The organism is Brevibacillus schisleri, from assembly GCF_055685845.1.
The window spans coordinates 2,180,313-2,199,601 of the sequence record NZ_JBVNDM010000001.1 but is presented as its reverse complement, the minus strand read 5'-3'; the positions used below and the strand labels follow the sequence as shown (position 1 = coordinate 2,199,601).

General features: G+C 48.0%; 21 protein-coding genes. 9 read left to right on the top strand and 12 right to left on the bottom strand.

The genetic code is table 11. From position 1 onward, the window contains the following. Nucleotides 1-171: 171 nt before the first annotated feature. Together ACUUHJ_RS10925 and ACUUHJ_RS10920 are read right to left on the bottom strand one after the other, a co-directional pair. Entirely contained in the window at nucleotides 172-909 is a 738-nt protein-coding gene (locus tag ACUUHJ_RS10925) for a gamma-glutamyl-gamma-aminobutyrate hydrolase family protein (RefSeq protein ID WP_472298887.1), read from the bottom strand. 27 nt (nucleotides 910-936) lie between these two features. Next, the gene (locus tag ACUUHJ_RS10920; protein WP_472298886.1) at nucleotides 937-2,562 is read right to left on the bottom strand and encodes a peptide ABC transporter substrate-binding protein; all 1,626 of its coding nucleotides are present in this window, start codon (nucleotides 2,560-2,562) and stop codon (nucleotides 937-939) included. 110 nt (nucleotides 2,563-2,672) lie between these two features. Here ACUUHJ_RS10920 and ACUUHJ_RS10915 point away from each other — a divergent pair, with 110 nt between their 5' ends. Then, complete coding sequence (locus ACUUHJ_RS10915) at nucleotides 2,673-3,485, top strand: serine hydrolase (RefSeq protein ID WP_289677271.1); 813 nt, start codon at nucleotides 2,673-2,675, stop codon at nucleotides 3,483-3,485. 106 nt (nucleotides 3,486-3,591) lie between these two features. Here the strand turns inward: ACUUHJ_RS10915 and ACUUHJ_RS10910 are convergent, their stop codons facing one another. The 4 genes from ACUUHJ_RS10910 to ACUUHJ_RS10895 all read right to left on the bottom strand — a co-directional run bounded on the left by ACUUHJ_RS10910 (nucleotide 3,592) and on the right by ACUUHJ_RS10895 (nucleotide 8,043). Further along, on the bottom strand, nucleotides 3,592-4,887 hold the full coding sequence (locus ACUUHJ_RS10910; protein WP_016742568.1) for a phytoene desaturase family protein: 1,296 nt from the start codon (nucleotides 4,885-4,887) through the stop codon (nucleotides 3,592-3,594). A gap of 280 nt (nucleotides 4,888-5,167) precedes the next feature. Beyond that, nucleotides 5,168-6,298: a virulence factor gene (locus ACUUHJ_RS10905; RefSeq protein ID WP_172142980.1), complete on the bottom strand. Its 1,131-nt coding sequence runs from the start codon at nucleotides 6,296-6,298 to the stop codon at nucleotides 5,168-5,170. 103 nt (nucleotides 6,299-6,401) lie between these two features. Further along, the gene (locus ACUUHJ_RS10900) at nucleotides 6,402-7,262 is read right to left on the bottom strand and encodes a GNAT family N-acetyltransferase (protein ID WP_472298885.1); all 861 of its coding nucleotides are present in this window, start codon (nucleotides 7,260-7,262) and stop codon (nucleotides 6,402-6,404) included. Between the two features lie 22 nt (nucleotides 7,263-7,284). Next, a complete protein-coding gene (locus tag ACUUHJ_RS10895) occupies nucleotides 7,285-8,043 on the bottom strand; it encodes a DUF4931 domain-containing protein (RefSeq protein WP_173604649.1) in 759 nt (252 codons plus the stop codon). Nucleotides 8,044-8,245: 202 nt separating this feature from the next. Here ACUUHJ_RS10895 and ACUUHJ_RS10890 point away from each other — a divergent pair, with 202 nt between their 5' ends. Further along, on the top strand, nucleotides 8,246-8,491 hold the full coding sequence (locus ACUUHJ_RS10890) for a hypothetical protein (RefSeq protein ID WP_012685685.1): 246 nt from the start codon (nucleotides 8,246-8,248) through the stop codon (nucleotides 8,489-8,491). Between the two features lie 77 nt (nucleotides 8,492-8,568). Continuing rightward, nucleotides 8,569-8,940 carry a L,D-transpeptidase gene (locus tag ACUUHJ_RS10885; protein ID WP_012685684.1) on the top strand — a complete coding sequence of 124 codons (372 nt, stop codon included), beginning with the start codon at nucleotides 8,569-8,571 and terminating at the stop codon, nucleotides 8,938-8,940. A 43-nt stretch (nucleotides 8,941-8,983) separates the two neighbouring features. Here the strand turns inward: ACUUHJ_RS10885 and ACUUHJ_RS10880 are convergent, their stop codons facing one another. From ACUUHJ_RS10880 to ACUUHJ_RS10865, 4 genes are all read right to left on the bottom strand, one after another. After that, nucleotides 8,984-9,205 (bottom strand): hypothetical protein, encoded by a 222-nt coding sequence (locus ACUUHJ_RS10880; RefSeq protein ID WP_289677267.1) that lies wholly within the window; start codon nucleotides 9,203-9,205, stop codon nucleotides 8,984-8,986. 90 nt (nucleotides 9,206-9,295) lie between these two features. After that, nucleotides 9,296-11,212 carry an ABC transporter ATP-binding protein gene (locus tag ACUUHJ_RS10875; RefSeq protein WP_472298884.1) on the bottom strand — a complete coding sequence of 639 codons (1,917 nt, stop codon included), beginning with the start codon at nucleotides 11,210-11,212 and terminating at the stop codon, nucleotides 9,296-9,298. A 264-nt stretch (nucleotides 11,213-11,476) separates the two neighbouring features. Continuing rightward, nucleotides 11,477-12,199, bottom strand: a complete 723-nt coding sequence (locus ACUUHJ_RS10870; protein ID WP_289678065.1) for an NAD-dependent deacylase — start codon at nucleotides 12,197-12,199, stop codon at nucleotides 11,477-11,479. Nucleotides 12,200-12,300: 101 nt separating this feature from the next. Next, on the bottom strand, nucleotides 12,301-13,056 hold the full coding sequence (locus ACUUHJ_RS10865) for a cupin domain-containing protein (RefSeq protein ID WP_472298883.1): 756 nt from the start codon (nucleotides 13,054-13,056) through the stop codon (nucleotides 12,301-12,303). Nucleotides 13,057-13,234: 178 nt separating this feature from the next. Between ACUUHJ_RS10865 and ACUUHJ_RS10860 the strand changes: the two genes are divergently transcribed. The 6 genes from ACUUHJ_RS10860 (at nucleotide 13,235) to ACUUHJ_RS10835 (ending at nucleotide 17,564) form a co-directional block, all read left to right on the top strand. Continuing rightward, nucleotides 13,235-14,020: a metallophosphoesterase family protein gene (locus ACUUHJ_RS10860; protein ID WP_472298882.1), complete on the top strand. Its 786-nt coding sequence runs from the start codon at nucleotides 13,235-13,237 to the stop codon at nucleotides 14,018-14,020. A gap of 169 nt (nucleotides 14,021-14,189) precedes the next feature. Beyond that, nucleotides 14,190-14,618 (top strand): disulfide oxidoreductase, encoded by a 429-nt coding sequence (locus ACUUHJ_RS10855; protein WP_142495733.1) that lies wholly within the window; start codon nucleotides 14,190-14,192, stop codon nucleotides 14,616-14,618. A gap of 3 nt (nucleotides 14,619-14,621) precedes the next feature. After that, nucleotides 14,622-15,092, top strand: a complete 471-nt coding sequence (locus tag ACUUHJ_RS10850) for a thioredoxin family protein (protein WP_016742557.1) — start codon at nucleotides 14,622-14,624, stop codon at nucleotides 15,090-15,092. 174 nt (nucleotides 15,093-15,266) lie between these two features. Then, complete coding sequence (ctaG, locus tag ACUUHJ_RS10845; RefSeq protein WP_289677262.1) at nucleotides 15,267-16,136, top strand: cytochrome c oxidase assembly factor CtaG; 870 nt, start codon at nucleotides 15,267-15,269, stop codon at nucleotides 16,134-16,136. 33 nt (nucleotides 16,137-16,169) lie between these two features. Then, on the top strand, nucleotides 16,170-16,781 hold the full coding sequence (locus tag ACUUHJ_RS10840) for an SCO family protein (RefSeq protein ID WP_172142973.1): 612 nt from the start codon (nucleotides 16,170-16,172) through the stop codon (nucleotides 16,779-16,781). A 6-nt stretch (nucleotides 16,782-16,787) separates the two neighbouring features. Next, entirely contained in the window at nucleotides 16,788-17,564 is a 777-nt protein-coding gene (locus ACUUHJ_RS10835) for a FixH family protein (RefSeq protein ID WP_472298881.1), read from the top strand. On the opposite strand, the gene ACUUHJ_RS10830 is transcribed toward ACUUHJ_RS10835, so the two are convergent. Both ACUUHJ_RS10830 and ACUUHJ_RS10825 read right to left on the bottom strand, forming a co-directional pair. Continuing rightward, nucleotides 17,553-17,825, bottom strand: coding sequence for a hypothetical protein (locus tag ACUUHJ_RS10830; RefSeq protein ID WP_472298880.1), 273 nt, complete (start codon nucleotides 17,823-17,825; stop codon nucleotides 17,553-17,555). The two genes, ACUUHJ_RS10835 and ACUUHJ_RS10830, sit on opposite strands and share 12 nt — an antisense overlap. Before the next feature lie 281 nt (nucleotides 17,826-18,106). After that, nucleotides 18,107-19,273 (bottom strand): UDP-N-acetylmuramoyl-tripeptide--D-alanyl-D-alanine ligase, encoded by a 1,167-nt coding sequence (locus ACUUHJ_RS10825; protein ID WP_472301167.1) that lies wholly within the window; start codon nucleotides 19,271-19,273, stop codon nucleotides 18,107-18,109. Nucleotides 19,274-19,289 lie beyond the last annotated feature (16 nt).

Sequence of the window (19,289 nt, the reverse complement as noted above, 5' to 3'; positions counted from 1 at the left end):
ACCTCTATGCTCAGTATACAGGGGCTTTCGGAATGTCAAAATCCACTCTCTTACGTGAAGTTCGATTCTGCCTGTCATTTATCCTTGTTTCACTACACTTCTACGGGGAAGCCCTCCCGCACGCAAAAAACCGCTCTGGGCAAACCCAGAACGGTTTCTCTCATTACGACTCTAGTTAGTCGCTTGCAGCTTCAACTGCTTTACCCGGGCAACAAATGCCTCGGCAATCTTCAACATGTCGTCGTCGTGTGCCCACATCCGTTCTGGATGCCACTGTACGCCTACATGTAGCCCGTCGAGGCTTTCCATCGCCTCAATCACACCATCAACCGCGCATCCTGTGACTTTGAAGCCCGGTGCTATGTCTTTGACTGCTTGGTGATGAGAAGTGTTCACGAGCACCTCTGTCTTTCCGAGGGCATCCGCTACAAAGCCAGGTTGCAGCGTAATCTTGTGCGCCCCGTATTGCCGCGAACCCTTCTGTGCATGCTGTAATGCTCCTGGTACTTGGTTCGGGATATCTTGAATGAGGGTGCCGCCACACGCCACATTCAAAATTTGCATCCCGCGGCAAATGCCCAGGATTGGCTTTTTCAGCTCCATCGCAATCTTGATAATCTCAAGCTCCGTGATGTCTCTTTCGTAATTGATATCGCCCAGCCCTTGCAGCGGGTCTTCGCCGTACAAATGCGGCGCAGGATCTTCACCACCGGACAAAATCAAGCCGTCCAGCGATTCAATCATCTCACGAAACGGAGCATCCTGAATCGTCAGCAGTGGCAAGATCAGTGGAGTACCACCACTGCGTGCAATTCCGTTCACATAGCCTGAACCTACATAGAAAAACTGGTCGAGATCGTTCTTCGGAAAATACATTTTCGTACATGCCACACCAATGATCGGACGCACGCCAGTCACTCCCTCATAGACTCATGATTACTTTTGATTGGAAGCGTACTTGAAATCGATGAACCCGAGTGCATCTACTACCACATCTTTAACGCTATCCTGCTTCACCCACGCATAGGTGAAATAGTAGATTGGCAACGCAGGCATTTCATCCATGACGATTTGTTCAGCTTTCTTGAGGATTTCCTTGCGCTTCGCTACATCCCCTTCTTTGGCAGATTGCGCGAGCAAATCGAGGAACTCCTTGTTTTCCCATTTGGATGTATTCAGCCCACCCTTGAAGACTTCCAGGAAGTTGATCGGATCGTTGAAATCGCCAATCCAGCTACCACGACCGATGGTGAAGTTCCCTTGCTTCATGTCCTCACGGTGAACCTTGTTCTCTTTGTTAACCAGTTTGACTTCGATTCCAAATGCTTTGCGCCATTGATCCTGAATGACTGTCGCAATACGTGAATTAACCTCTGATGTATTGTATGCAATCGTGATCGGTGGCAACTCTTTGATCCCCGCTTCTTTCATACCGTCCGCCAAGAGCTTCTTCGCAGTCTCTACATCGCCGTCTTTGATGTAGCCTTCTGGCGTGAGTGCCATGGTCGGTGGGAGAATACCCGTCGCTGGCGTGCTCTTATATGGTACGACATTATCGGAGATTTCCTGACGATTGACTGCCGTAGCAAATGCCTGACGAATCTTTTTGTTGTCAAACGGCTTTTGCTTCGTATTAAAAATGTACCAGTACGTACCCGCTGTTGCTTGAGATTGCATCTTTCCGGATTCTTTCAGCGCATCCAGCGCATCCAGCGGCAAATCGCCCAGTGGTGAGCCCGCCCAATCCAGATCACCTTTTTCAAACATCGATAGCTCTGTATTGGCATCCTCGATCATGTTCAACGTCAGCTTGGACAATTTGACAGCGTCCTTATCCCAGTAAGAATCGCTCTTTTCGAATTCGATCTTTGATTTGTGCTCCCAATTTTTCAAGCTGAATGGCCCGTTTGAAATGTACGTCTCTGGCTTCGAAGCCCACTCTTTGTTGCCCTCAACCGCTTTTTTGTTGACCGGGAAATAGGTGACGGACGCAACCAGTCCCGGGAAAAACGGCGCCGGGTTTTCCAGTGTAACCACCAGCGTCTTGTCGTCTGTTGCCTTCACGCCGACATCTTCTGCTTTTGCCTTGTTGGCGTTAAAAGCTTGCCCATTTTTCAAATAGTACATCTGATACGCGTAACCAGAAGCGGTCTTCGGGTCGAGAACCCGTTTCCATGCGTATTCGAAGTCATGAGCCGTAACCGGATCTCCATTGGTCCATTTGGACTCCCGCAGATGGAAGGTGTACGTGAGACCATCAGCGGAAACCTCGTACTTTTCTGCGACCGCCTCTTTTAGCTCGCCTTTTTCATTCAGGCGCAGGAGGCCATCAAATGCTGCACGGGCAACAGACATCGAAGGGATATCTTCTGCCAGTCCAGGGTCGATCGTGCTTGGCTCACCCGAGTTCAGGTTGACCTGCATTGTTTGGGGGGCGCTACTCTGCTCCTGCTTCGCACCTGTCGTCTCCCCCGTGTTGCTTGCTTGCGGTGCTCCACAACCAGCGAATGCTAAACTTGTTAACAGAACAGCACAAAATGATAGTTTCTTCCACTTATGCAACAGTAAAACCCCCATCTTCGAATAATTCTTCTTGATTGTTAGGAGCATGACTAAATAATATTATCTTGAGAAAATTTTGTCTACATCGAAACAAAAGGAGATGGGTCTGCATGTTATCCAGTCTTTTTGCCCAAATATCCAGTCTGATCAAGGACGCTGGCGGGGAATGGGGAATCTTTTTCGAAGATTTGCAAACCGGCGAAACATTATCCATCAACGAAGATCAGCGCTTCTATGCAGCCAGTGTGATCAAAGTCCCGATCATGACAGCTGTTTTTGCAGAAGCGTATGCAGGCAAGTTTGCCTTCGAGGACAAAATCAAGCTGCGCACAGAGGATCTCGTTGGCGGTGCAGGTGTTCTTCAGCATATGACTCCAGGCACTGAATTTACGATTCGCGACCTGGTTACCCTGATGATCATCCAAAGCGACAATACGGCGACGAACATGATGATTGATCTCGTCGGAACAGAGAGCATCCGCAACGCGATGCAAAAAACCGAAATGACAAACAGTCACTTCTACAACAAACTCATGGTCGTTCCAGCCGAATTGGAAGGATACAATGAGGTGACGGCAAAAGACATGGGAAGCCACCTCCGCTACTTGGCAACAGGAAAAATCATCTCCTACGACAGCTGTTTAAAAATGGTCGCCATTTTGAAGACTCAGCAGCACCGTGAGCGCATCCCCTTCCTTTTGCCTGACCCGTACGGTGATGTGATCGGGACGATTCCGAAATGGGAATTCGCCAACAAGACTGGCTCTGTAACCAAAATCACGCATGATGTCGGAATCCTCTACGTCGGTTCACACGCTGTCACCTTGTCCATTTTAAACAAGGGACTCGAACAAAAGGATGCCGCCAACGTCATGGCGCAAATCGGCAATCTCGTTTATCACGTATATAGTCAGAAAGCGTAATCCATGTGGCCTGCCATCTCCATTGGCGGGCTTTCTCTTTATAACGTTGAATGAGAAAAAACAAGCAGGCATTCCTTTCTCCAAGGAACACCCGCTCGTCATCGACTTATTCTTTTTCCAAAATCAGCTTGGCAACGTTCATCGCGCTAGAGAAAGACAGCTCAGACAGTTGGCCTTGTCCTTCACACCAGTCACCCGCAAAGAACAGGTTGCGGTAATCCGGCATGAAAATCGGCATTGGCTTCTGATTCATGGTCCATTTGATCTCCTGTACGACTGCACGAGCAGAAACGCGCGGCACAACCAGTTGCTCACGCCAGCCTGGGAAATGCTTGTCATACAGGTTTTCAATCTCTTGTTTGCGGATTTCGGCCGCTTCCTTGTTTCCTACTTCATCCTGACGCATGTAAGCAGTCGCCTGCAGCAACTGCCCGCCTTCAGGTACACAAGTGCGGTCATAATACGAGATATCGGTAATGAAAATATTGTTTGCTTTTTCGTAGATGTAGGAGAACGGTACGTCAATTCGCTCTTTCAAGCCAATGTCATACACCATAACAACCGTTGGCTCGTATTCAGCATGCTGTGCAACCGCATGTTCCAGGCGCGTCTCCGCAAAGACCTTCGCCATCTCCTTCGGCGGGATACAGCAAATAAATTCATCCGCCGTAAATTCGCCCTCCGGTGTCACCACTCCAACCACACGGTCATTCTCTACTTGGAACTTTTCTACTTTGGTTTTGATCAGAATCGTACCCTGATTTGCTTCAATCACACGCACGAATTCATTGATCAGTGCTTGCCAGCCGCCACCGATATACGCTACCGGTTTATTCGTTGTAAACAAACGGCTGTAGTAAGAAAAGAAAACGTCAGAAGGAATCTTTTCAGGCTCACGCGTGAAGAAGTTGGAAGAAGCAAGCGTCAACATCATTTCTCGCACTTCTTCGTTGACTTGCTTTTTCTCCATCCACTTTTGAATCGACATATGTGGATGGCCTTTCTCCATTTTTAGCATCGTTTTCAAAATCTCAAACGTGAACAATACTTTGTCCATACCTTTTAAGAGCTTCGTTTGGAAAAGTCCTTGTACATTCGCCGGAACTGCAGTCAGATCGCTACCAATATCGTACTTGGCTTTTGTCGGATTGAAATCCTGCCAATCGATGTTCAGACCCAATTCTTTTTCAAACGTTCTCAAAACGGAGCTGTCGCGAGCATAAATGGCGTGGGCACCGAAGTTGAAGTTAAATCCTTTGATCTTCAGTGTAACGGCACGTCCACCCAATTGACCGCGTTCCAAAACTGCAACTTTTTTGCCTTTCGACGACAGGTAGGCAGCGCTGGAAAGACCAGCAAGTCCTCCACCTACAATAACAACGTCATAGTGATTGGTTGTCATACACAATCTCCCCTACGCACTAGCGATGTTGAATACATAAACTAAACCCTATCCTAGTCTAAGGGATGGATAAGGTGGAAGTCAACTATTATTGAACTGTGTCTATTTTTATACTGACTTATACCAATATTTACCTAATAAACCAGCTTGTTTACCGCTCTTCTTGAAGCAGTATGCCCCGCTATCCGCTGTATATCCAACCAACGAAAATACCATAAAAAAGCCCTCTCCAGCAGGAATCTGCTTGATAGAGGGCTCAAACGCAACGGGAAGGAGCGAACTAATCGTTTCGCCGAGTCATTTGCTGCCAAACGGTACCGCTTGCCGCCTCGCCGCTTTCAATGCGCTGGACAGCCATTTGGACTTGCAAGCTGACCTCGAACTCGGGATCATTCTGTGCGGCACGCAAAGCATCCAAGGCCGTTTCGTCCCCCACCTCAAACAAGTAACGTGCAGCACGCCAGCGTACCAGCTTATTTTTATCCTTCAACGCCTCACACATCGGCAGAATTGCGCGTGTGTCACCTAAGTCAGACAAGGTATCTCCCGCTGTGCGTCGTACAGAGACGGAATCATCGCGGAGCGCTTCAAACAGCAGCGGGAAGACGTCATCTCCGCCAATCATACCCAAATACACAACGGCCAGCCTGCGAATCGATGGCTTGCTATCACGAAGCGCTTTTTCTAAAACAGGCAAATCCTCTTCAGTAGGCTCCATTCGATCCAGCGCTTCATATCTTTTTTGCCAATCCGGATCATCGAGCATCTCCAGCGTAACGACTTTCTTTTCACGCACGACTGGCTCTGGGGTTTCCCCGGGACCAAGCGCCATGGCCTGTTCCACGATTTCTTCCACGCGGCTCTCCGGATAGGAAGCATCGACTTCCAGTGCGACCTCTTCACCAATCTCGCGCAAATCGCCATAGCGCACGCCATGCTCGACCCATTTTCGCTCCATGATGAGGTTAGGCGACGCAGATCCCGCCCGCACGGCTGCCTGTCCAAAACGCTCTGGCAACGCTGCACGAATCTGCTCCGTCCCCATGGTCACCTTGACCTGCATCGGAACTCCACGGAACATTTGAATGTACACTTGCGCCTCTCCAAATGCCCCCGCATCTTCGGCAGACAGGTCAGGAACAGCCGCTCCTCCACCTGCATGCAAAACCTCGCGCGCGACCGTCAAAATACGTTGCCAATCTGCATTGGACTTTCGCTCCAGCGCGAGAAAATCTGCCGTATGAAAAATGGAGGTAACCCCTTCGATCTCCAAGAGCTTGTTCATGAGTTCTGGTGCTTTACTCGTATCTTTCTTTGTATAGACATGTTGGACCCCATCAGGCAAACGCTCGTCTACATTCAGCTTCATGACGTTTGGACTCGGCGTCGGTTCGATGGACAACAGTTTCATAATGAGTCACTCCTTTTTACAGCACACTTGCTTTCTCTTCTATCGTAGCATGGAACTTAATACGTTTTCCAACCCGAGAGATAGAGAAATGCAGTTTGCCCCTCTACAACGCCAGCTTGTAGTAATCATTGGCCGACTTTACGAAAAAGCCGCATGATTCATACAGCCCCAAAGCATTGCTGTTTTCACAGGCTACCTCCAATGATATGTTCTGGTATCCTTCTTTCCCCAGCATCTCGATCGTTTGTGCCAAAGCCTGGCGTCCATATCCTTTCCCTTGGTAATCCGGGTGGACACAAAATCCATAAATAAACGCCTTGCCCTCATCCTTGTTGACACTTATTTTACCAATTGCCTTATCATCGACAATCATCAAAAGCGTGGTGGCCTTTGGATCACCCGCCATGTTTTCGGCCATTTCCCTTGCACGTTCTTCCTCCATTTGAAAGCCATGGACGTTCAGCCAAATCAATGTTTCGTAGTCACTAGCGGTCTCCGGTCGAAGCAGCACGTTTCCAGAAACCGTTGCTCTTTGCTTCTCTCCCAAATCCATCCAATATTCCGAGAATTGATATTCCCCGCCGATTCGCTCCATAAATGACTTACCGTTTTCCGATTCTCGCTGAACGATAAACAACTGCGCCGGTATGCCTCTTCGTCTGCATGCACCTGCGGCTTGTGCTTGCAACGCTGTGAATATGCCTTTTCTCCTGTAGGCTGGGTGGACCATGCCGCTTACTTCTGCCTCACCGCCATGAAACACGTAAAGCCCGAGAAAGCCAACCAGCCTTCCATCCGCATAACAGACAAAATCCTCTTCATGCTCTCCCGAACGCTTCTCCAGCATCCCCGGGTTTACTTTGAGATCAATCCCATCCTGCTCATTGCAAATCCCAACCAATTCTTTAATTTGTGCCAGTTCCTCTGAGGTGAGTGTTTTTCTTGCCGAGATCGTATACGTCATCGCGTAAGCACCCTTCCTATGATTAGAAGTATCGTCGTTGCAATTGGGCGACCATATCTTCCAAATTATTGGCGACCTGCGGAATCGAATAGCCTACGTAAAGAGGCGAGGTAACAAATCTCGGAACCACTTTGGCGATCAGCTTTTCTCCCCAATGGTAAAAGAAAAAATTATAGCTTTGATGACGAGGATTGACATGAGTCAGTATCCAATGTGCTAAAATTTGTAAGTAGTCTGCCATTTTCGGCAGTCGATCAAAGTCCGAAAGAATGACATTGTATTCAAAAAAACCTGCACGCGGATGCGTAGACAGATTGCATTCAACCCCGGCCTCTTGATCGATGGTCATGCCAATAAAGTCACTGTCTTTTACTTGATCCAGATAGTCGTAGTCGTTTAATCCGACGATTTGCATGTGCGGATGGCGAATGCTCCCTCCGGAATACGGACCGTGGTTCTTGAAAAACAGAACGGAACGATAAGACTTGCTTTGCTCCATTTCAAGCCACTTCTCTACCCCGAATGCCAGCAATGCACGTACATGCTCTTTGGAATAGACAGACCAATCCCCTTGGCATTCATCCGTCTCAATCAAAACAGTCTGATGTGTATCCTCCAGAACAGGGAATTTGTTCATGAGCCAAATCATGGAGCCCCGCTGCTCCAAAACATCGGTGAGACTGTTTCGATCACAAAAAGGACAGGCCGTTTCCGTGTTGTTTACACTCACTGGCTTTTTTCTGCCTATTTGCATGTTAAAGTGCAAGTGCGTCTGCTTCATTCCCTTGTCCCTCCAGTTTGTGCTTACTTCCACTTTACACGCATTTTCTGGGAAAATCATGACGTTTTTTGCCTAGACGACACTTTAAAAAACGCAATTAGGCTGCCTATTTTCCAATGACTATGGCGTTTGTTTCTTTTTTTATCTCAAATGTTTTACATACAATGGGAAGCAGTGAAACCTGGAAAGGTGTTGGAATTGGATGGAGAGATCATTTTATTATCCTGTTAGCTGGAGTGAGGCTCAACATTACAAAACGTTGCTTGATCAAGAAGGAGTCCCTTATGAAATTCAATCGCCGCTCGATTTGCCTGTCTTGGAAGAAGGTAAGCTCGCCATCGTCTTTCCTTCCATTCCATTACGGATGTACGTCTGGGTGCGGACCTTGTTCTATCGTGACGGACTACGCTATCCAGATACGTTTTCGTTAGATTTCAAACTACATTAATCATCAGAGAAAAGGTACCGGTTCCGTTGGTTTTCATAAGATGGTAAAAGCGGCATTTCGTATCGTTTGTGGGGGAGGTGAAGAAGCTGCCGTCCTACAACATCCGCATCTCGATTGCGAAGCTACGGCTCGACCTGTTCGATGGGAACCGACTCATCCGTTCTTATCCTGTCGCCTTGGGCAAAATTGCCACATCGACACCACGAGGGGATTTTACCATCATCAGTAAGGTCCCCTATCCGAATTCCTATCCGGGAGGTCGTTTGAGTGCTTTCGGCACCTTATGGATGGGACTAAGTAAGCCACACTATGGGATTCATGGTACGAATGATCCTTCTTCTATTGGCAAGTATGTATCTCACGGCTGTATTCGCATGTTCAATGAGGACGTGAATGCGCTGGCAAAAATCGTGCCCATAGGTACGCCCGTTCGAATCAGACAGCAATAAATAGAAACAAAGACCCGCCCTTTTAAACCAAGGCGGGTCTTCTTCACATAAGACGAGTCTTTTTCGTTCTTTCTGCTTCCGTTTCATCCGATTCCAAGTATACAAGAAATCTTCTCGCTTGCTTGTACATGATCGATAACGTCATTTCCCTGATCTTGTTCATGATCACTTCTTTATCCTCTGGATGCACTTCGGAAGAGAGCTGATGTTCTTGCAGCTCTAGGTAAGACATCACCCATTCCGGGTCTAACTTATAGGCAGGCAACGACAGCGACTCCTCTACTCTAGTAATCTACTCTAGTCTACAGGTGGATGCGTCGGATTCCCAGCCCTCAATTACTGGCTACGTCACTAATTATTTCCCTTGCTCCAATTCCTCTACCATTGCAGATAATTCCGCCCAACGCTCAATAGTGGCTTCCAGCTCTGCCGCCACTTGCTGTTCTTCTGCATAGAGCTTTTCAATTTTGCCGTAATCGCTCCCAGACGCTGCAATCTCTTGCTTTAGCTTTACGCTGCGCTCTTCCAAAGCTGCGATCTTGCCTTCAATCGCATCCCATTCCTTCTGATCCTTGTAGGACAGCTTGCGCGTGCGATTGTTGCCTCGATTAGCCCCGCTGTTGCTTTGCTCCTTTTCTGCCTGTTGATCCGCTTCTTGCACTTGTGTTGCCTTTTCCTGACGTCTTTCTTCCAGGTACTCGGAGTAGTTGCCGTAGTAATGACGAATGTTTCCTTGCCCCTCAAAAGCAAACAAATGGTCTACGGTACGATCGAGGAAATAGCGGTCATGCGATACCGTGATGACTGCGCCGGGGAACTGCTCGAGATAATCCTCCAAAATACTGAGTGTTTGAATATCCAAATCATTGGTCGGCTCATCTAAAAACAGCACATTCGGCTCTCCCATCAACGTCCGAAGCAGATAGAGACGTCTGCGCTCTCCCCCAGACAGGCGGGAAATCGGTGTCCATTGCATATGCGGCGAAAACAGGAACCGCTCCAGCATTTGCGATGCCGTAATCGATTCTCCGTTGCTCGTCTGAATGACCTCTGCGGCTTCCTTTACATATTCGATGACGCGCAGCTTTTCGTCCATCTCGACACTATCCTGCGTGTAGTAGGCGATTTTTACGGTCGTCCCAATTTCCAATGAACCGCTATCTGGTTGAATTCTTCCTGCAAGCATGTTCAAGAGCGTTGTTTTTCCGCTTCCATTTGGCCCGATAATCCCCACACGATCACCCGGTAGGACAATATAGCTGAAATCGTTGATCAGTTTTCGCTCACCGTACGCTTTATGGATGTTTGTAAGCTCAATCACCTTTTTGCCGAGACGACTGGCCCCGAGTGCCATTTCCATCTTGGCAGCCGGTCCATCTACAGCTTTATCTCGTAACTCCTCAGCCCGTTGCACACGCGCCTTTTGTTTGGTCGTCCGTGCTTTTGCTCCGCGACGAAGCCATGCCAGCTCGCGTCGAAGCAGATTTTGCCGCTTGCTCTCTACGGCCGCTTCATTTTCTTCACGCTCTGCTTTTTTCTCCAGGAACATCGCGTAGTTGCCTTCGTAGCTATAGAGGTTGCCGCGATCCAGCTCAAACGTGCGGTTCGTCACGCGATCCAGGAAGTAACGATCATGGGTAACGAGCAGCAAAGCACCCTTGTATCGGGACAAATACTCTTCCAGCCACTCGACTGTCTCATTGTCAATATGGTTCGTAGGCTCATCCAAAATAAGCAGGTCTGCTGGTTGGATCAAAGCACGTGCCATGGCTACACGCTTTTTTTGCCCACCAGAGAGCTCGCCTACCTTTTGCGAGAAATTGTGCAGGCCAAGCTTGGTCAAGATCATTTTGGCTTGCGTATTGCTCTCCCAAGCATCAGCCGCATCCATCCGGTTTTGAACAGCAAACAATCGCGCCTGCTTTTTCTCGTCGTCAGGCGATTCCTGAACAGCCTCTAGTGCTGTTTCATAATCACGCAAAAGCTGAATGAGTGGAGAATCGCCGTAAAATACTTGTTCCAGTATGGAGGAGTTTTCGTCAAAATCAGGATTTTGCGGCAAATACTCCACATGGAAATGATTCGCGTGAACAATTTTCCCGCTATCCGCTGTATCCAAGCCTGCTACGATTTTCAAGAGCGAGGATTTTCCCGTACCATTAACACCGATCAGACCAATGCGCTCTTGCTCGGCAATATGAAAGGAAATGTTATCGAACAATACTTTTTCTCCATAGCCTTTGGAGAGGTTTTCTACTGATAATATTTGCATGAACGTCACCTGTTCTTTTCTATTTGCTTATCGAGAAGCCATATGAATCTTACACTCGATGGTATCATGTTTTTCGCGCAAGCTCTAGGGTGATTCAAATGGATGGACCAAATATTGGAATGCCGCCTCATTAATGGTAAAATATTGAATATTAAGTAATAATAACTCATGGACAAAAATACAATAGGAAGCGTCACCAGCAGTAAAGCAGGTCAACGAGCCCAAACAGAAGAGGCGTACTCTTTTCATCGAGCACGCCTGCTTTTATTCTCCTAATGACCGTCCTACTCTTTGCAACACGTCGCCGATCCGTTCTTTTTGGATGACCTCATCTGCCCACGCGTCCAATGGGGTAGGTTCCTGATTGACAATGACCAGTTTGGCTCCTCTTTCTTTTGCATGCTGCGGAAACCAATTAGCTGGACTCACGGTTAGAGAAGAACCTAACACGATGAACAAATCGGCTTGTTCCGTCCACGAGATGGCCTGATCGACTTGGGATTGCGGCAAAGATTCGCCAAACAGGACAACACCAGGACGCAAAAAGCCTCCGCATGCGCAAATCGTCCCTTGATCCTCCAGATAACATGTATTGGCATACTCGGTCCCGCAGTCTAGACAGCGGATTTTCGCAAGGGAGCCATGGAGTTCGGCTACTGCCAAGCTTCCCGCCGCTTGATGAAAGCCATCTACATTTTGTGTAATGATCCCATGAACGAAACCACGGCGCTCCCATTCTGCTAACCATTCGTGTCCGGCGTGTGGCTTGCAAGACAGTAGTCCTTGAATGCGCATCTGATAAAATTCCACAAACGCTTCCCGATTCTCCATCATCGCGCGTGTACTCGCGAGTTGCATCGGATCTTTGCCACGCCATAGCCCCGACTGTGAACGAAAATCAGGCAAGCCACTCTCTGTCGACATGCCTGCTCCGGTGAATACGACGGTAAAGGAAGATGTCCGTAACCAGTGTGCCAGATGATCCATCATGGTCTCCCCTCTTCTTTGAAAATGTTCTTCTTCTGATTGTAATAGAAGAAGAACAGATTTAGGAGACCTGCCCATCAGAACACGATCTTTCTTTCTCTTTAATAGGATGGATAAACGGGCTGTGGCGGATATCCGGTATGAGGGGGATTCGTGCCATATTGCGGATAACCGGTCTGCTGTTGATAGACTGGGTGCTGTCCATACCCACCCTGCTGCATGTAGTTGGTATCGTAATAACCGTAACTGTCTGGCAAATGACTCGAGTAACCATAGTACGGATACTGGCTTGAAGCAGCTCTATCTGGCAACGTCCCCTGCTGCTGACACCCTACTGGCGGACCAATCACAACTGTTTGGGTAAGAGGCGCAAATGTTTCTTGTACCTTTCCTTCGTCTAAACAATACGTATGTGCCCACACACTCGCAGGAGTCAATCGTAATATATCGGAGCCAAAGATCACCTCAGGTACAGGCGCATCAAAAATAGCCAATAGATGCGTATCGTCTGTCAAGGCCATTTCATAATGCCACCAGCCCTGCGGAATATTGGCAACTTGTCTCGGTTTTATATGATAGTTGAGCAATTGATTAGTAAAAGGATTGATCAAGGACACAATGGCTTCACCAGCGATGCAATACACCAGTTCTGCTGCATTTTGATGAATGTGTGGCTCGACAACATTTCCGGTTGTCAGGAAAATATCTAGCAGCGAACTGTTGCCCAATGTATTTAATTGGGCGATCCCCAAGGAATCGATGAAATTCCGATCGTCCTTTTTGAAAAACAGATTATTTCTCATATCGTACGTGAACTGCGTATTTGGCGATGTATAGTCGCGATAAGAAGTAGCCATCTTTCGTTTGATCCTCCCACCGTATGGGTATTTGACTCATTATGCATCTCTATTCCCATTTACAAAAGATGTGCACCCATTTATACACCTGGGAAAGAGACACACCCTTTCACCCTCCACTTTGCACAAACATATCCTACTAATAGGCAAAACGGGCAATCGAGGAGGGTGATCTTGTTTGGCTACTTATTTGGTCTCGGACATACATGGTCAGAATCAGGCCTTTCAAAAGGCGCTACGGGACGTTTCCTTCTCCCCTCAAGCTGGTGATCGTCTGTTCGTATTGGGGGACATGATCGATCGAGGACCTGAATCAAAGGAAGTATTGCTCGATTTACTCGCTCTTCGGCAGACGTATCCGAACCAAATCTATCTCATAAAAGGCAACCACGAGCAAATGCTTGTAGATTGGCTATCCGGCAACGGCAATCCCGAGTTATACCTGCGCTACAACGGCGGCGATGCCACCATTCGTTCTTTCTTAGAGAATCACCCGCTTCGGCGAGCTTTTCTTAATCGGGTGCCTTCTTTGCAGGAACAAGAAGAAGCACGGCAATTTATCCTTTCACACTACCCAGCAATTTTACCAGCCTTGTCGTCTCTTCCTTTGTATATAGAGCTGCCAGCCGATCCGCGAACAGGAGCTCCAGCTGCACTTTTGGTACACGCAGGCATTCGACCCGGCGTCCCCTTGCAGGAACAAAATCCGCATGATTTACTATGGATTCGCGAGCCTTTCTACCTGAATTATGATGGAGATCTCCCAGTCATCTTTGGCCATACCCCTGTGCCAGGATTGCCTCAATACGCTGGCAGCGGTCCTTGGCGCAGAGACAATATGGTCGGCATTGATGGTGGCGCAGGATATTGGCGAGGCGTCATGCTCGTCGAATGGCCTTCGCTACAAACCACTTTCGTACCGATTCGGGAAAGGCAATCCTCTCCACACGTACGGGTCTACTGATTATGGTCGGGAAAACGGAGAGCTTTCGCACTGGTTTCTACCTGCTGCAAGCGCATCGGGTAGTGCAGCCAGTATGATGCAGGAGACAAGCCCATACTTTCAACAAATTATTACTTTTTATAATCTACTTTCGATTTGTAATATGTTAAGATATGGACGAGGTGTTTATATGAAACGTCAGCAAATCGTTGAACAAGCCATGTTTGCCGCATGGGGAGTCTCCCTCATCGCAACAGGAGGCAGTTTGTTTTTTTCAGAGGTGTTAAAGTACATACCGTGTGACCTGTGCTGGTACCAGCGAATCTTGATGTACCCGCTCGTCATCTTACTGGGGGTTGCCTCCGCAAAGAAAGACGACAAGATCGCGTCGTACGCCTTGATTCTCTCCATTATCGGAGGACTCACATCGCTGTATCATTACTCGATTCAAAAAATACCTGCCCTTCAAGATCTCGGCAGCGCTTGCGGCATTGTGCCATGCAACACGGACTATATTAACTGGCTAGGGTTTATCACGATTCCGTTCCTTGCTCTCATTGCCTTCACCTTGATCAGCATCCTGCTTGTCATCGTTATAAAAAATGCAAAGGAGAAATGATTCATGAAGAAAGTCATCGCTCTATCCATCCTTGTGGCTGCGCTCCTGATCGGTGCGATTGTGTACGCTGACATTTCGAACCGTCAGCTTGCGGAAGGAAACCCTTATGGTAAAGCCAATTTGCACCCCGCTACTCTCGAACAATTGAGTGACCCACTATATGATAATCTCATTATGCCTAATGAGCTTAAAGGTAAGCTCGATAATCAGGAGGACGCGTTTGTTTACTTTTACAGCCCAGTTTGTGAGCATTGCAAAGCAACTACCCCCGTCCTTGTACCGATCGTGAAAAGCTTGGACATCGATATGAAAAAGCTCAATTTGCTGGAATTTAACGCCAGCTATGGTGAATACAACATCGAATTCACTCCGACCCTCGTTCATTACAAGGGCGGCAAGGAAGTGGCGCGACTCGTCGGTGGACGCGAAGCAAGCGAATGGAAAGCTTGGTTGGAAGAACAGAAAAAATCATAACGTGTGGTAGCCTCCCTCGATTAGCGGGAGGCTCTTTTCATATTGGACATACGTGACAAATATGTGAAGAATTCCGTTCCCTTGGAAGAAATAGCCCGAACGAGTCATTAGGCTTTCCCAGTTATTTGCCTATAATGGGTACTGGGGATAATCCTTGAAAACGGAGGTAATCGAATGACCCTCACCTATTTCACTGAAACCTTTGGCTTTCGGGCGACATGGAATCCAGAGCTGATTCTTTTGACTTTCTTGATTGGTCTGGCTTATTTCTCTCTGACCGGACCATTACGCCAAACCTTTCAAGATTCCACACCTGTCACACGCAAGCAAAAGATCTTTTTCACTCTCGGCTTACTTGGTTTTTACTTTAGTTTGGGGAGTCCCTTGAACGTAGCTGGGCATTTTTTGTTTAGCGCCCACATGCTACAGCAATCATTGCTTTATCTCGTCATGCCCTTGCTGCTCTTGGCAGGTACCCCGTCATGGTTGATTCGCTCCCTGTTCTATCGCCGGGGGCTCAAGCTTTTCATGCGCATAGCGAGTCATCCGATCCCTGCTATTCTCATGTTCAATGCCCTGTTCTCGTTTTACCATATGCCTGTTATTTTAGACTTGGCAATGAACAACCTGGCCCTACATAATTTGATTCATTTACTGCTGCTGGTGACTGCGATTTTGATGTGGATGCCTGTTATCGCTCCGATACCGGAAATTCACCGTCTGTCAGAGCTGCAAAAGCTTGCCTACATCTTTGCTAACGGCGTTTTGATTACACCTGCTTGTGCACTGATTATTTTTTCAGCAACCCCTTTGTATACGACATATGTAGACGGTCCTTCCATGCTCTGCGCTCCATTCTTTTCCGCGCCGATCGACAAATCGATGTTCGCCGTTCCCCTTCTCCCTCTGGATGATCAACGACTCGGCGGAATCGTGATGAAGCTCATGCAGGAGCTGACGTACGGAGTCGTCCTGGCTTACATTTTCTCTACCTGGTACCGAAAAGAAAAGAATCAGGAAGAGGACGGCCTCATAACGCCATAGCCAAAAAGAATGAGAAAGGAGGCGCTCTCACACGTGAATATCGCCCCTGCTACCGCTATCCGAATCAGACGGTTGCTCTTGTTGTTACCCGTCCTCGTCCTTGTTGCTCTTGTCGTTTCTTGGGTTGGGTTCGGGCCCAAAAACGCCCAGGCGAAATTGCCAGATGTAACTTTGCAAACCATCGATGGACAACCCTATTCGCTAGCACCGCAAAAGAAAACATTTCGCTTGGTGGAGCTAATTTATACCCGTTGCCCGGATATTTGTCCCACGACAACCATCAAAATGGTTCAGCTGCAAAAGCGCTTGCTCGAAGCAAATCTGATGGGGCAAGACGTTGAGTTTTTGACCATCACGATTGATCCGCAAAACGACACTCCTGATGTCATGCGCTACTATGGCAAGCAGTTGGGGATTCAAGAACACGGCTGGACCCTGCTTCGGGGTGATGACGAAACGATCAAAACGGTTACAAATTCGCTTGGCTTTTTTGCCAATAAGATGGATGATGGATTTATCTCTCATACATCGAGTACGTATCTCGTGGATGATAACAATGCTGTCATTCAAAAATTCGGCATGGGTGACGATTTCGATCCCGATCAAATTTATCAGGAACTGTTGAAATTAAAAAAGGAAGGGTAATCCAACATGAAACGAACGATGATTTTGCTCTTATCCATGCTTCTGCTCCTCTTAGCCGCTTGTGGAAAAGAGAACGAGCAACAAGCTTTTCAACCCGGAGCTCCCGTTAAGGCTGCCTTTACTTTGGAACCAAAGGAGCTTGTAGCGGGCGACACCGTTACCTTCTCTGTTAAAGTGACACAAGATGGCCAACCCGTAGATGATGCCAAGGAAGTGAAATTCGAATGGTGGAAAGATGGGCAAGAAAAGCATGAAACGATTCCGGCTTCGCTGCAAGGAGACGGTGTCTACACGGCCCAACAAACCATTAAGGAGCCAGGTTCTTATTTTGTCTACTACCATGTAACGGCACGAGATTTCCACAATATGCAGAAGACACCTTTTACCGTAACCAACAAAGCAGGCGAAACTCCTGGACCTGGGGCGCCCTCCGCGCCGGAAGCTGGTGCAGATCAGTCACACGATCATGGAGCGACAGGCCACGCGAATGCCGAAACGGTAGATTATCATTTCTCGCCAGCCGACAATATCGAAGTAGCAACACCAACTGCCCTCACTGTTCATCTCATGAAGGACAACAAAGCGTTGGACAAAGCGACAGTCAAGTTTGAGTTCTGGAGGGGTACTGACCAAAAGCATAGCTTCGTGGATGCAACGGAAACTGCGGCTGGTCAATATGACGGCAACGTACAGTTCCCTACTGCTGGGGATTATACAATCAAGGTCCATGTGGAAAAGGGAGAAATTCATGATCACAAGGATTTTTCACTTTCAATAAAATAAGAACACAAAATAAAGCGGCCATCCACCCAAGGAATGGCCGTTTTTCTTGTAAATTTGGTTAGCAAGTAAAATAAGCGATTCGATGCAAGTCTGTCCCGTAATACTCCCAACGATATCCAGTCCATCGGTATCCAGATACAGAATTACGACTGACATAGACGGGGTAAAACCAGAAAGAACGACCATTTCGCAACCATACGTACGTGTAGCGATATAAGCAGGGATAGAATCCTCCAGCATCAATCCGGCGTGTTCCCCCATAGCCTCTGGCTCCTGGTGCACTTGGCGTCCTGCTGGGTGGAGGACCTGGTGGTGGCGGGGGGAAACCTCCCGGTGAACCGGGGGAACCAGGGGAGTCTGGAAAACCTGGGGAACCATCTCGGCCGCCAGGGGGAAATTGATATGACATGACGTGTCACCTCCTACTAGTCTCCCTATAGGAAATGCAGCAAACGCACAGATGGTATGTGCGTTTGCCCGCCGTCATTCACCTATTTTTTCCGCAATAGCCTGTATATAGATCCGCAGGCGCCCCCACTCTTTCATCCATTCCGAGCACCTAGATTGGCAGTTACCCTGCACAAAAATTGTACAGTCTCTCCCATTTTCAACCGATTCGATCCTTTTACGAGAAAAGCTGTATCTGGTTTCAGCTGTTTTGCTAGACGCCGATGCAAGCCTGCCTTACTCAAGCAATGCCTCACCCGATTTGCCGGAAATCCGGAGCGAATCGCTGCTCTTGCAATATACCTCGCACTATTTCCCAGCGTATATAAGTAGTCTACATTTTTTTGACTCAAATATATCCCGACATCCTCATGACCTTTCACGTCGTATTTTCCCATTTCTAGCATACTGGCGAGCACGGCGATCTTTGTGGTATGCCCGACCTGGCTTAACACATCAATCGCTGCCTTGGCCGCATCGGGATTCGAACTGAAGGTATCATCCAGCACCTGAATGTTATTTGCGAGTCGATAGCTGGTAAGACGTTTTCTCTGTCTGCGAAACTGGCTTAACCCGCGACGAATGTCATCGACGGGAATCCCCATCGTATGTGCGACTGCAATAGCAGCTAATGCGTTGTATAAATTATGCTCGCCAGGAATAGGAACAAAAAATGACTCCTTTTCTCCACGCAAAGAACATTCGAATCGAAACCCATTGCCTTCTATTTTCGTTCGCCCCGCCTTATAGTCCGCCTCCTGCTCCTTGCCAAATGTCACGATTTTTCCCGTGAACGACCCCAGGTAAGGCTGTTGAACGAACTCGCGAGAATAGGGACAATCCCGATTCAGAAAAACGGTTCCCGTGGGTTTCATATGACGAATTAACTCCGTTTTTGCTAACGCCAGCTGCTTGGCATCACCGCCAAAATTTCCGATGTGAGCCGTGCCAATATTCGTGATGACTCCCATAGACGGCTGGATGATTTTGCAATGCTGTCGCAAATGACCGCTTCGATAAATTCCATATTCAAGCACTGCGGCTTTGTGCTCGTCCCGAATTCTTTTGGTATGCGCTCTTGTATTTCCCAGGAAGTTCTTGTTGTACATCGATTTATATGTGGGCATCCGTAGACTTAAGATGCTGTAGATCATTTCCTTTGTCGTGGTCTTCCCTGCGCTTCCTGTCACAGCGATAACCGGCTTGTCAAGAATTAGCGTCTTTACAGGTGCAGCAGCTCTTCTCTTCTTTTTCACGGGCATCACCCCTTTGCCTCGT